The following is a 14,847-nucleotide window of genomic DNA, read 5'->3' as shown; positions in this document are numbered from 1 at the left end:
CGACGTCAACGACCAATGAGCCGCCATCAACACTTCCTAACTACGAAGTGTTGCAATCACCCCTTGAGCCCAACCCGCGACACGTCGCAACGGTTTATGTCTCGGCGACGGCGTCCTCGGAGGGCAGGCCGAAATAGCGCTGTATCGTCGGGCCGAGCCACTCGACAATCTCGTCGCGCGTCATCTCGACGACGGGCGGGAGCCGTAGCACAAAGCGGCAGAACGCCATACCGATGATCTGCGTAGCGATCAGCCCGGCGCGAACTTCGTGTTCGGCCGCCGGCGCCAGGGCCGCAACCAACGGCTCCACCTGGCTTTCGAAGATCCGCTGCATCCGTTGCGCCGCTTCGCCGTTGGTGGCGCTGGACCGCAGCAGGATCACCAGCGCCTCGTCGCCCTCCCAGCGTTCGAGAAAGTGCCGGACGAGCGAGCGTCCGACCTGTGCCGGGTCGGTCGCTGCGTAGTCGGGAAACCTGAGGTCGAACTCCGCCGCGGCGGCAAACAACTTGTCCTTGCTCCCGTAGTAGCGCATCACCATCGCCGGATCCACGCCGGCATCGGCGGCGATCGCCCGGATCGTCGCCGCCTGGAAACCGGCCGCGCCGAACCTTTCGCGGGCCGCCGCCAGGATCGCCGCTTTTGTCTTTTCGGATGATCGCCTCATGTCAACAATTGTAGGCCAACAACTGTTGACATTGCACGCAAGGCGCGCCAGCATGGAGTTATGCCAACAAGCGTTGACTTATCCACAGCAAAGGAGCCAGCCATGCACGACACCGACGTTCTCGTCGTTGGCGCAGGTCCCACCGGCCTCGCCGCCGCCGCTTCCCTGATCACCCACGGGGTCCGCACCGTCCTGGTGGACGCGCTGGCCGAGGGCCAGAACACCACCCGTGCGGCCGTGGTGAACGCCCGCACGCTGGAAGTGCTCGAAGACATCGACGTCTCCCGGCGGCTGGTCGACGCGGGACTGATCGCGCCGCGGTTCACCATGCGCGAGGGCCGGCACGTACTCGTCCCGATCGACTTCAGCGACCTGCCGACGAAATATCCGTACAGCCTGATGCTCTCCCAGGCCGACACCGAACAGCTCCTGCTGGAGCGGCTGCACGAACTCGGCGGTCAGGTGATCCGACCCAAGACGCTGCGCCGCCTGGCCCAGGACGCGGACGGCGTCACGGCCACCTTCGACGACGGCGAGACCATTCGAGCCCGCTATGTCGTCGGTGCCGACGGTATGAAGAGCGTGGTTCGTGAGCAGGCCGGGATCGGCTTTGCCGGAAGCGAATTCGCCGAATCGTTCACACTCGCCGACGTGCGGCTGGCCGGTGCCGCACCCCGCGACGAGGTGATCCTGTTCTACGCCAACGAAGGCCTGACCGTGCTGGCGCCGTTGCCCGGCGACATCTTCCGCATCGTCGCGCCGGCCGCGGACGCCCCGAAGGCGCCCTCGGCGGAGTTCGTGCAGGCGCTGCTTGACAGCCGCGGGTTCGGACCCGGTGAGTCGGTCGTCACCGAGCTGTTGTGGGGAACGCGGTTCCACATCCACCACCGTGTCGCCGACAGTTACCGGGCCGGGCGACTACTGCTGGCCGGTGACGCCGCCCACGTGCACAGCCCCGCCGGCGGCCAGGGCATGAATCTCGGTATCCTCGACGCGATTTCGCTTGCCCGCGCGCTCTCCGAGGTCGTGGGGGGCGGCTCGGACACCGCATTGGACACCTACGCCGCCGTGCAGCGCGGATATGCCGCGCAGGTTCTGAAACTGACCGGACGCCTGACCAAGATGGCGACCCTGCCGCGCCCGGTGCGCCCGGTCCGCAACTCGGCCATGCGCCTGGCCGCGGGAGTTCCCGCGGTGCGCCGGCAGATTGCGGTTCAGCTCAGCGGCCTCGACCGCCGGTGAGCAGAGTCGCGCCTCCCACCGCGATAGGGAACAATCCGGCAAAATGGGCGACATGGACACCGGTGTGAGCTCACCTCGCGTCTTGGTCGTCGACGACGACTCCGACGTGCTCGCCTCGCTCGAACGCGGACTGCGACTCTCCGGATTCGAGGTATCGACCGCGGTCGACGGGGCCGAGGCGTTGCGCAGCGCGACCGAGACCCGGCCCGACGCGATCGTCCTCGACATCAACATGCCCGTGCTGGACGGCGTCAGCGTCGTCACGGCATTGCGCGCCATGGATAACGACGTGCCCGTCTGTGTGCTGTCCGCCCGCAGCTCGGTCGACGACCGGGTGGCCGGGCTGGAGGCCGGCGCCGACGATTACCTGGTCAAACCCTTCGTGCTGGCCGAACTGGTGGCCCGGGTGAAGGCGCTGCTGCGCCGCCGCGGCGCCACCGCGACGTCGTCCTCGGAAACCATCACGGTCGGGCCGCTGGAGGTGGACATCCCGGGCCGGCGGGCCCGGGTCAACGGCGTCGACGTGGACCTGACCAAGCGGGAGTTCGACCTGCTGGCGGTGCTGGCCGAGCACAAGACCGCGGTCCTGTCACGCGCGCAGCTGCTGGAGCTGGTGTGGGGGTATGACTTCGCGGCCGACACCAACGTCGTCGACGTGTTCATCGGCTACCTGCGCCGCAAGCTCGAGGCCAACGGCGGGCCCCGGCTGCTGCACACCGTTCGAGGAGTCGGGTTCGTGCTGCGCATGCAGTAACCGGATCGAAGCAGGCCATGAACATCCTGTCGCGAATCGTTGCTCGTACGCCGTCGCTGCGGACCCGGGTGGTGGTCGCGACGGCCATCGGGGCCGCGATTCCGGTGCTCATCGTCGGCGCCGTGGTCTGGGTCGGCATCACCAACGACCGCAAGGAGCGGCTGGATCGCCGTCTGGACGAGGCCGCGGGCTTCGCGATCCCGTTCCTGCCCCGCGGTCTTGGTGAAATCCCCCGCTCGCCCAACGACCGTGACGCCATCATGACGATCCGCAGCGGCAACCTGATCAAGTCGAATTCCGATGTCACGCTGCCCAAGCTGGACGACGGCTACGCCGACACCTACATCAACGGGGTGCGCTACCGGGTGCGGACGGTGGAGATTCCCGGGCCGGGGCCGACCTCGCTCGCCGTCGGCGCCACCTACGACGCCACCCTCGCCGAGACCAACAATTTGCATCGACGGGTGATGCTGATCTGTGGCTTCGCCATCGGCGCCGCGGCCGTATTCGCTTGGCTGCTAGCCGCTTTCGCGGTGCGCCCGTTCAAGCAGCTCGCCCAGCAGACCCGGTCGATCGACGCGGGAGACGAGGCGCCGCGAGTCGAAGTGCACGGCGCCAGCGAAGCGGTCGAAATCGCCGAGGCGATGCGGGGAATGCTGCAACGCATCTGGAACGAGCAGAACCGGACCAAAGAGGCGCTGGCTTCGGCGCGCGACTTCGCCGCGGTCTCCTCCCATGAGCTCCGGACCCCGCTGACCGCGATGCGCACCAACCTCGAGGTGCTGTCGACCCTGGATCTGCCCGACGACCAACGCAAAGAGGTGCTCAACGACGTCATCCGCACCCAGTCGCGCATCGAGGCCACCCTGAGCGCCCTGGAGCGGTTGGCCCAGGGCGAACTGTCGACGTCCGACGATCACGTACCGGTCGACATCACCGACCTGCTCGACCGCGCCGCCCACGACGCGACACGGATCTACCCCACCGTCGACGTCTCGCTGGTGCCGTCGCCAACCTGCATCATCGTGGGATTGCCGGCAGGGTTGCGCCTCGCGGTCGACAACGCGATCGCGAACGCCGTCAAGCATGGCGGCGCCACCAAGGTCCAGCTGTCCGCGGTCAGCTCGCGGGCCGGAGTGGAGATCGCCGTCGACGACAACGGCACCGGTGTGCCCGAAGGCGAGCGCGAGGTGGTGTTCGAGCGATTCTCCCGCGGGTCGACGGCCTCCCACTCGGGCTCGGGCTTGGGGCTGGCGTTGGTGGCACAGCAGGCGCACCTGCACGGCGGAACGGCATCGCTGGAAGACAGCCCGCTGGGCGGCGCGCGGCTGGTGCTGCGCCTGCCCGGTCCGAGCTAGCGTCGCCGTCACGCGCCGCCGGTCTCGGGCACACTAGGACGATGGCCGATGGCAACACACCAACCGACAGCGACGCCTTGGCGCACATCCGCGAGCTGGTCGCCGAGGAGAAAGCCCTGCGCGCGCAGCTGCAGCGCCGGGACATCACCGAGTCTGAGGAGCACGAACGCCTGCGCCAGGTGGAGGTCGAACTCGACCAGTGCTGGGACCTGCTGCGGCAGCGCCGGGCGCTGCGCGAGACGGGTGGCGACCCAAAGGAAGCGGCCGTTCGTCCACCCGGCCAGGTCGAGGGATACCTCGGCTAGGAAACCATCCGGAATATGGCGGTCGACGGCATCCGGGATTGCGACGTTGTCGTCGTCGGCGGCGGCCACAATGGCCTGGTCGCGGCCGGGTATCTGGCCCGGGCGGGCCTCCGGGTGCGGCTGCTAGAGCGGCTAGGACACGTCGGCGGAGCCGCGGTCTCCGCGCAGCCGTTCGACGGCGTCGACGTCCGGGTCTCGCGGTACGCGTACCTGGTTAGCCTGCTCCCCCCACGGATCCTCGATGACCTGGGCGCCGCCGCGCCGCTGGCCCGGCGGCGATTCTCGTCGTACACGCCCGACCCCGGCGCCGGCGGCCGCACCGGTCTGCTAGTTGGGCGCCCCGACGCGTTCGCAGCGATCGGCGCAGCCGACGACGAGCACGGTTTCGCGACGTTCTACCGGCGCTGCCGAGTAGTCACGGAACGCCTGTGGCCGACGCTGCTCGAACCGCTGCGCACCCGCGAACAGGCCCGCCGGCACGTCCTCGACGGCGGCGATCCCGATGCGGCGTCGGCGTGGCGGGCCATCGTCGAAGAGCCGATCGGACACGCGATCGCCGGCGCGGTGCGCAACGACCTGGTGCGCGGCATGATCGCCACCGACGCGCTGATTGGCACCTTTGCCCGCCTCGACGAGCCGTCGCTGAGCCAGAACGTCTGCTTCCTGTATCACGTGCTCGGCGGCGGCACCGGAGACTGGAACGTCCCCATCCGCGGGATGGGCTCGGTGACGGCGGCCCTGGCCGCGGCGGCCGTCACCCACGGCGCCGAAATCACCACCGGCGCAGACGTTTTCGCTATCGATCCGGACGGTCTGGTGCGCTACCGCAGCGGCGACGAGGAGCACACTATCCGCGGCCGCTTCGTTCTGGCCGGCGTGACTCCGACGGTGTTGGCCGGGCTGCTCGGGGAACGGCCGGCGAGCCCGGCCCAGGGCGCGCAGGTCAAAGTGAACATGGTGCTGCGGCGGTTGCCGCGCCTGCGCGACGACAGCGTCACCGCCGAACAAGCATTTGCCGGGACCTTTCACGTCAACGAGACGTGGACACAACTGGATACGGCGTATTCGCGCGCGGCCGCCGGACACCTACCGGACCCGTTGCCGTGCGAGGCCTACTGCCACTCCCTGACCGACCCGAGCATCCTGCCGGCCGGGCTGCGTGACTCGGGCGCTCACACGATGACGGTGTTCGGCCTGCACACCCCGCATTCGCTATTCGACGGCACCTACTCCGGGGCGCTGCGTGACCGGCTGGCCGATTCGGTGCTGGCGTCGCTGAATTCCGTTCTGGCCGAACCGATCCAGGACGTGTTGATGAGCGACGCGCATGGGCGGCCGTGCATCGAGACGACGACCACCCTGGACCTACACCGCAAACTGGGGATGACCGCGGGCAACATCTTCCACGGCGCATTGTCGTGGCCGTTCGCGGACGACGACGATGGGCTAGACACACCGGCGGGGCAATGGGGCGTCGCCACGGCGCACGAGCGAATCATGTTGTGCGGGTCGGGCGCGCGCCGCGGCGGAGCGGTATCGGGCATCGCGGGCCACAACGCCGCGATGGCGGTACTTACCGCAGTGTTCGCCGGGCCCTGCCCGGCAACCTAGCGCTGCTCGATCGTGGCGTAGTCGCGTTCGGTGTACCCGGTGTAAATCTGGCGCGGGCGGCCGATCTTGCTGTCACCCTCGTCGTGCATCTCGCGCCAGTGCGCGATCCACCCGGGCAGCCGGCCCAACGCGAATAGCACGGTGAACATCCGGGTGGGGAAACCGAGTGCCCGGTAGATCAGGCCGGTGTAGAAGTCGACGTTGGGGTAGAGCTTGCGCTCGATGAAGTAGTCGTCGGTGAGCGCCTTCTCCTCGAGCTCCTTCGCGATGCTGAGCAGGTCGTCGTCGCCACCGAGTTTCGACAGGATCTTGTCGGCCTGCTCCTTGACGATCCGCGCGCGGGGGTCGTAGTTCTTGTAGACGCGGTGACCGAAGCCCATCAATTTGACGCCGGCCTCGCGGTTCTTCACCTTGCGGACGAATTCGCTGACGTCGTCGTCGCTCTCGCGGATCTCCTCCAGCATCTCGAGCACCGCCTGGTTGGCGCCGCCGTGCAGCGGGCCCCAGAGCGCGTTGATGCCGCCGGAGATCGAGGTGAACAGGTTGGCCCGCGACGAGCCGACCAGCCGGACCGTCGACGTCGAACAGTTCTGTTCGTGGTCGGCGTGCAGGATGAACAACATGTCCAACGCCCGCACGATCTCGGGATCGGCCCGATACGGCTCGGCGGGCAACCCGAAGGTCATCCACAGGAAGTTCTCCACCAGCGACAGCGAATTGTCCGGGTAGAGGAACGGCTGCCCGACCGACTTCTTGTAGGCGTACGCGGCGATGGTGGGCAGCTTCGCGAGTAGACGAATCGTGGACAGCTCGACCTGCCCGTTGTCCATCGGATCAAGCGAATCCGGATAGTAGGAGCTCAACGCGTTCACCACGCTGGACAACACCGGCATCGGGTGGGCGTTGGGCGGGAAGCCGTCGAAGAACCGCTTGAGGTCCTCGTGCAACATGGTGTGCCGCTGGATCTTGGTGGTGAATTCGGCGAGCTGGTCCTTGTCCGGCAGCTCGCCGTAGATCAGCAGATAGCTGACCTCGATGAAGGTCGACTTCTCGGCGAGCTGCTCAATGGGGTAACCGCGGTAGCGCAGGATCCCGGCGTCGCCGTCGATATAGGTGATGGAGCTCTTGCAGGCGGCGGTGTTGACGAACCCGTTGTCGAACGTGGTGTGGCCGGTCTTGGACAACAGCGAGCCCAGCGCGATGCCGTCAGCTCCCTCGGTGGCGTGGACGACCTCGAGGTCGAGCTCACCTCCCGGGTACTTGAGAGTTGCGGTGTCGTCGGTGTCGGCCACGAGAACCCCTTTGCGCTCTGGCTGATATGGCTGCCCTGACTAGGTGCTTATAGCTGAAGGTAGTCGTTATCGCGGCGGGGCGCCTGCCCGGGGTGGGTCTCGACGATCTTCCTTAGGCAATCATCAGGCGGCCCGTCACAACGGGCGCTTCATGGCCCGGCCGCGGCTCACGTCGGTCAGGGCTGGAGGCGCTCGACCTGCGACCCGATGACTCGGATCCGGTTGTGCACCCGGTTTTCCCGGCCCTGCCAGAACTCCACCACTTCGGGCGCGATGACGTAGCCACCCCACCCCGGTGGCACCGGGATGCGCTCGTCGTCGGCGAAGCGCGCTGTCACGTCGGCCAGCTGGTCGAGCAGCGCCGCGCGCGACGCGATCGGCTGCGACTGGTGTGACGCCCACGCGCCCAGCTGCGAGCCGCGCGGCCGTTTGGACCAATACTCCGCGGTGATCCGCGGGTCGACCTTGGTCACCGCGCCGCGGACGTGCACCTGTCGCCCCAGCAGGTACCAGGGGAAGGTCGCCGACGCGTACGGCGTCGCCGCCAGCTCGATGCCTTTGGCTGAGTCATAGTTCGTGAAGAATGTGATCCCGGTCTCGTCCACGCCCTTGCACAGCACCGACCGGCTCATCGGCCTACCCTCGGCCACGGTGGCCAGCACGAACGCATTGGGTTCGGGCACCCCGAAGTGTTCGGCGTCGTCAATCCACTTGCGCAGCAACGGAAGCCAACCGTCATCGAGCCAGTCCGCGTCGAGGTCGGGGCCGCCGTCCCGCTCGACCGACCCGTACTCGACTCGCATTCGTTGCAGGTGGTCGTCGTCTGGTCCTGCCATCGCGCCAACGCTACCGGCGCTTGCTACCGGCCGGTAGCGTCCGCCCGGAAGCGGGGTGCGAGAATTTTCCTATGACTGTGGTCCCGGAAGATTTCGTCCCTGGCCTCAACGGTGTGGTCGCGTTCACCACCGAGATCGCCGAGCCGGATAAAGACGGCGGCGCGTTGCGCTATCGCGGCGTCGATATCGAGGATCTGGTGAGCCAGCGGGTCACGTTCGGCGAGGTGTGGGGCTTGTTGGTGGATGGTGAGTTCGGCCGCGGACTGCCTCCGGCCGAGCCATTCCCGCTGCCGATCCACACCGGCGACGTCCGCGTCGACGTGCAGGCCGGCCTGGCGATGCTGGCGCCGATCTGGGGATACAAGCCCTTGCTGGACGTCGACGATGCCACCGCGCGCACGCAACTGGCCCGGGCATCGGTGATGGCGCTGTCCTATGTTGCGCAGTCGGCGCGCGGAATCTACCAGCCCGCGGTCCCGCAGCGAGTCATCGACGAATGCTCCACGGTGACAGCACGTTTCATGACCCGCTGGCAGGGCGAGCCCGATCCCCGGCATGTCGAGGCCATCGACGCCTATTGGGTGTCCGCGGCCGAGCATGGCATGAATGCCTCGACGTTCACGGCGCGAGTGATCGCCTCGACCGGCGCCGACGTCGCGGCGGCCCTGTCCGGGGCGATCGGGGCGATGAGCGGTCCGCTGCATGGCGGTGCTCCGGCCCGGGTGCTGCCGATGCTCGAGGAGGTCGAGCGCACCGGCGACGCCCGCGGCCTGGTCAAGGGGATCCTGGACCGCGGCGACAAGCTGATGGGGTTTGGGCACCGGGTCTACCGCGCCGAAGACCCCAGGGCGCGGGTGCTGCGGGCAGCGTCGGAACGGCTGGGCGCGCCGCGCTACGAGGTGGCGGTCGCGCTCGAGCAGGCCGCGCTGGCCGAGTTGCGCGAGCGGCGTCCGGACCACCCGATCGAGACCAACGTCGAGTTCTGGGCCGCGGTGATCCTGGACTTCGCCCAGGTGCCGGCCCACATGATGCCGGCGATGTTCACCTGTGGCCGCACCGCCGGTTGGTGCGCGCACATTCTCGAGCAGAAGCGGCTGGGCAAGCTGGTTCGCCCGTCGGCGATCTATGTGGGTCCGGGGCCGCGCAGCCCGGAGTCCGTGCAGGGCTGGGACCGGGTCCTCACGACGGCCTGAGCTTCCGCTCGCGGGCGTAACGTCACGGCGAACTTCGGCCCAATTTTTCGCCCTGGCGTTACGCTCGCGTCCACTAGTTGTCGGTGCCCGGCGTTTAAATGGCGATCGCCGCGATGAGTTAGCGTCGCGGCCGGGGTCAGTATCCGTGAGCCGGTCCGGGACTGGCCTGGACACCCACAACCAAGGAGGCCGCCATGGCAATCGATATCGAACCCGCAGTTTCCCCGCACCTCGTCGTTGGCGACGCCGCAGCGGCGATCGACTTCTACGTCAAGGCTTTTGGTGCCGTTGAGCTGGGCCGGGTGCCCCGCCCCGACGGCAAACTGGTCCACGCCGCGCTGCGCATCAACGGCTCGCTGGTGATGCTCAACGACGACTTCCCGGAAGTGTGCGGCGGCAGGTCGATGACGCCGAAGTCACTCGGCGGCACGCCAGTTACCATCCATCTGACGGTTACCGACGTCGACGCCAAGTTCCAGCAGGCGCTGGACGCGGGCGCCACGGTGGTGACGCCGTTGGACGACCAGTTCTGGGGCGACCGCTACGGCGTGGTCGAGGACCCGTTCGGGCATCACTGGTCGTTGGGTCAGCCGGTGCGCGAGGTCAGCCCCGAGGACATTCAAGCGGCGATGTCCGGGCAGGCCGGCTAGAAGTCACGCAGCCGGGCCAGCAGCCGGCGTCGCCTCGGGGGCGCCGGCTGGGCCGTGGCCGCAGCGGCGAGCATGTCGCCGACGTCGGTGAACTTGACGCGCGGTCGACTCTCGTCACTGCCGCGGGCGATCTCGGCGGCGTCGATGGCGCCCCACCCTGCGGCGTCGACGGCGTCGGGCTGGTGGGCGTGCACCAGCCGGTCCAGCGCGTCCGGCTTGGCGAGCGGGTCGGCCAGCCTGCCTTCGTTGAAGTCGGCGACCAGCGCGTGCACCGTCTGCAAGGAGCAGGACTTGTTGGTGCCGATGAAGCCGGTCGGTCCACGCTTGATCCATCCCGCGACGTAAGCGCCGGGCACGGGGCCACCGAAGGCGGGATCGACGACGCGGCCGCCCTCGTTCGGCACGACGGCCGCGGATTCGTCGAACGGAAGATCGCGAATCGGCTTGCCGCGGTAGCCGATCGACGTGAGCACGAGGCCCGCGTCCAGCCGGCGCACCTCATCGGTGCCGGTGACGGAGAACTCGACACCGGTGGCGCGTTGCTGGCCCAGCACGCGCTGGGGCGTGAGCTGGTAGGCCAGCCGGACTCGTGGCCGCCTGCCCGCACGCGGCGCCGAAGCATCGCCGAGCTTGCTCACGATCTCCAGCTTGTTCCGGGTCAACGTGTCGGAGGCCGACGCGAGATCGCTTGCCACCAACCGCTGATCGCCCGGATCGAGCACGACCTCGGAGGCGCCGGTGAGCCCGATCAGTTCGGGCAACGTGAACGCGGAATTCGCCGGGCCGCGCCGTGCGGCGATCACCACCTCGCGGACCGCGGAGCCGCGCAATGCCTCCAACGCAAGATCGGAGATGTCGGTGCGGGCCAAGTCGTTCGGGTCCGCCGTGAGCACGCGGGCCACATCGAGGGCGACATTGCCGTTGCCGATGATCACCACCCGCTCGTGGCTGAGATCGACTGGCAGCTCGGTGAAGTCGGGATGTCCGTTGATCCATGCGACCAATTCGGTGGCGGTTCCCGTGCCCGGTAGCCCCATGCCTTCGATGTCCAGGCGGCGGTCGTCGGGCGCACCGACGGCGTACAGCACGGCGTGATGATGGGCCAGCAGGTCGGCGTGGCTCAGGTGCTTGCCGATCTCGACATTGAGGTAGAAGCGGAAGTGGCGATGCCGGGTGACCCGGTCGAAGAGCTGGGTGACTTTCTTGGTGTTCTGATGATCCGGCGCCACGCCCGCGCGAACCAGCCCGTAGGGCGTGGGCAGCTTCTCAAAGACGTTGACGCGCACGCCATGTTGGGTGAGTAGCTCATCGGCGGCATACATCGCCGCGGGCCCGGACCCGACTATCGCGACGGTCAGCGGATGACGGCGCACACGCACCTCGGCCGCGGGGATCACCGGGGCCAGCGTCGAGGTCGGCGGCAGTTTCTCGCCCGCGGGCCGCGGCGGGTAGAAGGACGCGTTGATTTCGACGAACGGCAGCTGTTTGGGCTCCAACCGGGTGTCGGGTGCGATCGCGCCCACCGGGCAGGCGCTCACGCAGGCGCCGCAGTCCACGCATGCCACCGGATCGATGTAGAGCATCTCCGAGGTCGCGAAGCCAGGCTCGTCCGGTGTCGGGTGAATGCAATTCACCGGGCACGCGAAGACACAGGACCCGTCGTTACAGCACGACTGGGTAATAACGTGCGGCATTGAACTCCCGGAAACGCTAGGCGGCCGGCGCCGCGGCCAGGTGCTGGCGTTGCGGTTCGCTGCGGTAGCGCGACGGCTTGCCGTTGATCTTGCACAGGCGCCACATCAGCCGCGCCGAACGGGTTTCCATCAAGCCGGTGTCGTTGGCCAGCATCCGGACGTCGGCGAACATGTCGCTCAACCACTTTCGTGAATCCGGCGACCGGAAGAACAGCTCCTTCTTGACCTCGCGCGGAATGTCGAACTCCCGCCAGAACGCCTTGGGCGGCACGGTGATCGCCTGGCACAGCACCCGCATCGTCAGCGGGTAGTACAGCGAGACCCAGAACCGCTGTCGTTTGCTCAACTGCGGCAACCGCTTTCGCAGGAACTCGTGAGCGAACGAGATGTGCCGGGCCTCCTCGGCCACGTGGATCGCCATCACCCGCTCCATGATCGGGTGCAGTGACTTGCCTTCGCGCAGAACGTTTTTCTGCGTGTGGTCGATCGGCTCCTCGCCGGCCAGCACGCCGATGAAGAACGCCACCGGCAACGGTCCGGCGACCAGCGGGATCAGGGGCGAGATCCAGCGCAGCATCCGCGGCATCCCCGGCACGTCGGCGCCGACGCGGTTCACCATCTCCTGGAACATCATCGTGTGGTTGCACTCTTCGACCGACTCGTGCAGGCAGTACCGGTATTCGGGTGACCCGTTGGGCACCCAGAACGTGTAGTTCATCAGTCCGCGGATCAGGATGGACTCGAAGTGCAGCCCCACCTTGGCCACGTTGGCCTGGCGCCACATTCCGATCTTGATCTTGCGCTCGTCGGACTGGGCCTGATACCAGGGATGGCGGCCCAGCGGGTCGGTCTTCGGCAGGATCCAGCGGGGGTCGTTGTCCGTGACCGCGAATTCCGGTGAGTCCCAATCGATATCGGTATACGGGTTGAAGTTTCGCCGCACCGACCCCTCGGACAGTGTGGCAAGCATGTTGACGTAGTCGACGTCGTCGCGGACTTCCATGTTGCGGCGCCACCGCCGGACCGTTCGCGTCCTGGCCATATCCAAGCCCTCCCCAACGAGGTTTACATTTGGACGTGCTGTGTCTAGACAGTACCGCGGGTACCGGGAATGTTCCAGACCCCGCGGAGCAGTGTGGGCTGACCAGTGGTCAGGCAAATTGTGTGTCCTGGCTCACACCGCGACGCGGCGGCCGGGCCGCCCCACCACCGGTCCCGCGGCGCTCACTACGCTGGCTGGCATGGCTGACGAGCTCCAGATTCCCGCTGACCTCAAACCCCGCGATGGCCGCTTCGGATCGGGTCCGTCGAAGGTCCGACCCGAGCAACTGCAGGCGCTGAGCACCACCGCGGCCGCGCTGTTCGGCACCTCGCACCGGCAGGCGCCGGTCAAGAATCTGGTGGGGCGGGTTCGGTCGGGGCTCGCGGAGCTTTTCTCGGTGCCCGACGGCTACGAGGTCATCCTGGGCAACGGCGGCGCGACGGCGTTCTGGGATTCCGCGGCCTTCGGGCTGATCGACAAGCGCTCGCTGCACCTTTCCTACGGCGAGTTCAGCTCGAAGTTCGCCTCCGCCGTCGTCAAGAACCCATTCATCGGCGAACCCATCATCGTCAAGGCGGATCCCGGCAGCGCACCGGAGCCGCGGAGCGATCCGGCGGTCGACGTGATCGCGTGGGCCCACAACGAGACCTCGACCGGGGTCGCGGTCCCGGTCCAGCGCCCGGCGGATTCGGGCGACGCGTTGGTCGTCATCGACGCGACCTCGGGCGCCGGCGGGCTGCCCGTCGACATCACCGAAGCCGACGCGTACTACTTCGCGCCGCAGAAGAACTTCGCCAGCGACGGCGGCCTGTGGCTGGCGATCATGAGCCCAGCCGCGCTGGCCCGGGTCGAGTCGATCGCCGCGTCCGGTCGCTGGGTTCCCGACTTCCTGTCGCTGCCGATCGCGGTGGAGAACAGCTTGAAGAACCAGACGTACAACACGCCCGCGATCGGCACCCTGGCGCTGCTGGCCGAACAGCTCGACTGGATGTTGGGCAACGGCGGGCTGGACTGGGCGGTCAAGCGCACGGCCGACTCGTCGCAGCGGTTGTACTCCTGGGCGCAGGAGCGGCCGTACACGACGCCGTTCGTCGCCGATCCCGGGCTGCGTTCCCAGGTGGTGGGCACGATCGACTTCGTCGACGAGGTCGACGCCGCGGCGGTCGCGTCGATTCTGCGGGCCAACGGCATAGTCGACACCGAGCCGTACCGCAAACTCGGCCGCAACCAGCTCAGGGTTGCGATGTTCCCCGCGGTCGAGCCCGACGACGTCAGCGCTCTTACGCAGTGCGTCGACTGGGTGGTCGAACGGCTTTAACCCGCCGGCAATCCGCACGCAACCGCCCAGCGTGTCAGCACAGGTGATGGGCGTCGGCTGGACTAGAGTGCGCACGTGACGGGTCCGTCGCTGACCTGCACGGAGCCTGCGAGGAGAACACCATGCGGGAACTCAAAATGGTTAGGCTCGATGCCGACAGCAAATACATCGTCTGCGAGAGCGATGATCCCGCAGAGGAGTTCAGGCTGGTGATCGACGACCGATTGCGGGCCGCGCTGAACGGCGAGACCCCGCAGCCGGAGCAACCGCACCTCGAGATCGACGTCACCAACATGCTGAGCCCCAAAGAAATTCAGGCCAAGATCCGTGCGGGCGCCTCCGTCGAGCAAGTGGCCGCGGCGTCGGGTTCCGACATCGCGCGCATCCGCCGCTTCGCCCACCCGGTGCTGCTGGAGCGTTTTCGCGCGGCGGAGCTGGCAACGGCCGCACATCCGATGCTCGACGACGGGCCCGCGGTGCTCACCCTGCTCGAGACCGTCAGCGCCGCGCTGGTGACGCGTGGCCTCGACCACGAGAAGCTCAGCTGGGACGCCTGGCGCAACGAAGACAACCGATGGACGGTGCAGCTCGCGTGGAAGGCCGGCCGCTCCGACAACAACGCACACTTCTGCTTCACGCCGGGCGCTCACGGCGGCACGGTTACCGCGATCGACGACGCGGCCAGTGAGCTGATCGACCCGAACTTCGAGCGTCCGCTGCGGCCGGTGGCGCCGGTGGCCCACGTCGACTTCGACGAGCCCGCCAAGCCCTCGGTGGCGGCGCCGGTCCAGCCGGCCGCCCCCCCGCCCCAGGAGCAGCCGGTCCACACGCGACGTGGCAAGCCGGTCATTCCCGCGTGGGAGGACGTGCTGCGCGGGGTGGGCTCCC

The 14,847-nt window shown here is 67.9% G+C and carries 14 protein-coding genes; 9 read left to right on the top strand and 5 right to left on the bottom strand.

What is annotated here, in order from left to right; genetic code table 11:
• Positions 1-94: 94 nt before the first annotated feature.
• Positions 95-664: a TetR/AcrR family transcriptional regulator gene (locus tag A5736_RS20170; RefSeq protein WP_076128711.1), complete on the bottom strand. Its 570-nt coding sequence runs from the start codon at positions 662-664 to the stop codon at positions 95-97.
• Between the two features lie 102 nt (positions 665-766).
• Here A5736_RS20170 and A5736_RS20165 point away from each other — a divergent pair, with 102 nt between their 5' ends.
• From A5736_RS20165 to A5736_RS20145, 5 genes are read left to right on the top strand one after another with little or no spacing between them, the layout of a single operon-like run.
• Positions 767-1,906, top strand: coding sequence for an FAD-dependent monooxygenase (locus tag A5736_RS20165; protein ID WP_076248199.1), 1,140 nt, complete (start codon positions 767-769; stop codon positions 1,904-1,906).
• A 43-nt stretch (positions 1,907-1,949) separates the two neighbouring features.
• Complete coding sequence (gene prrA, locus A5736_RS20160; RefSeq protein WP_139333458.1) at positions 1,950-2,660, top strand: two-component system response regulator PrrA; 711 nt, start codon at positions 1,950-1,952, stop codon at positions 2,658-2,660.
• 17 nt (positions 2,661-2,677) lie between these two features.
• A complete protein-coding gene (locus tag A5736_RS20155) occupies positions 2,678-4,018 on the top strand; it encodes a HAMP domain-containing sensor histidine kinase (RefSeq protein WP_076128707.1) in 1,341 nt (446 codons plus the stop codon).
• Positions 4,019-4,059: 41 nt separating this feature from the next.
• Complete coding sequence (locus A5736_RS20150; RefSeq protein WP_076248197.1) at positions 4,060-4,323, top strand: DUF2630 family protein; 264 nt, start codon at positions 4,060-4,062, stop codon at positions 4,321-4,323.
• A 15-nt stretch (positions 4,324-4,338) separates the two neighbouring features.
• The gene (locus A5736_RS20145) at positions 4,339-5,934 is read left to right on the top strand and encodes an NAD(P)/FAD-dependent oxidoreductase (protein ID WP_076248196.1); all 1,596 of its coding nucleotides are present in this window, start codon (positions 4,339-4,341) and stop codon (positions 5,932-5,934) included.
• Here the strand turns inward: A5736_RS20145 and A5736_RS20140 are convergent.
• Both A5736_RS20140 and pdxH read right to left on the bottom strand, forming a co-directional pair.
• Positions 5,931-7,226 (bottom strand): citrate synthase, encoded by a 1,296-nt coding sequence (locus A5736_RS20140; RefSeq protein WP_076128701.1) that lies wholly within the window; start codon positions 7,224-7,226, stop codon positions 5,931-5,933. The two genes, A5736_RS20145 and A5736_RS20140, sit on opposite strands and share 4 nt — an antisense overlap.
• 176 nt (positions 7,227-7,402) lie before the next feature.
• Positions 7,403-8,062 carry a pyridoxamine 5'-phosphate oxidase gene (gene pdxH / locus A5736_RS20135; RefSeq protein WP_076248194.1) on the bottom strand — a complete coding sequence of 220 codons (660 nt, stop codon included), beginning with the start codon at positions 8,060-8,062 and terminating at the stop codon, positions 7,403-7,405.
• Positions 8,063-8,133: 71 nt separating this feature from the next.
• Here pdxH and A5736_RS20130 point away from each other — a divergent pair, with 71 nt between their 5' ends.
• Both A5736_RS20130 and A5736_RS20125 read left to right on the top strand, forming a co-directional pair.
• A complete protein-coding gene (locus tag A5736_RS20130; protein ID WP_076119278.1) occupies positions 8,134-9,255 on the top strand; it encodes a citrate synthase 2 in 1,122 nt (373 codons plus the stop codon).
• A 194-nt stretch (positions 9,256-9,449) separates the two neighbouring features.
• Positions 9,450-9,905 (top strand): VOC family protein, encoded by a 456-nt coding sequence (locus tag A5736_RS20125; protein WP_076248192.1) that lies wholly within the window; start codon positions 9,450-9,452, stop codon positions 9,903-9,905.
• Here the strand turns inward: A5736_RS20125 and A5736_RS20120 are convergent.
• Together A5736_RS20120 and A5736_RS20115 are read right to left on the bottom strand one after the other, a co-directional pair.
• Positions 9,902-11,599 carry an FAD-dependent oxidoreductase gene (locus tag A5736_RS20120; RefSeq protein ID WP_076248191.1) on the bottom strand — a complete coding sequence of 566 codons (1,698 nt, stop codon included), beginning with the start codon at positions 11,597-11,599 and terminating at the stop codon, positions 9,902-9,904. The two genes, A5736_RS20125 and A5736_RS20120, sit on opposite strands and share 4 nt — an antisense overlap.
• 16 nt (positions 11,600-11,615) lie before the next feature.
• Entirely contained in the window at positions 11,616-12,641 is a 1,026-nt protein-coding gene (locus tag A5736_RS20115) for a diiron oxygenase (protein ID WP_076128695.1), read from the bottom strand.
• A 199-nt stretch (positions 12,642-12,840) separates the two neighbouring features.
• Between A5736_RS20115 and serC the strand changes: the two genes are divergently transcribed.
• A complete protein-coding gene (gene serC / locus A5736_RS20110) occupies positions 12,841-13,959 on the top strand; it encodes a phosphoserine transaminase (protein WP_076248189.1) in 1,119 nt (372 codons plus the stop codon).
• A gap of 122 nt (positions 13,960-14,081) precedes the next feature.
• A partial coding sequence (sepH, locus tag A5736_RS20105) for a septation protein SepH (RefSeq protein ID WP_076248188.1) occupies positions 14,082-14,847 on the top strand: 766 nt, incomplete at its 3' end.

The sequence above is a fragment of the Mycobacterium sp. SP-6446 genome, from assembly GCF_001954045.1.
Lineage (GTDB): Bacteria > Actinomycetota > Actinomycetes > Mycobacteriales > Mycobacteriaceae > Mycobacterium.
The sequence above is the reverse complement of the archived record's forward strand: the minus strand, read 5'-3'. Positions and strand labels throughout refer to the sequence as shown.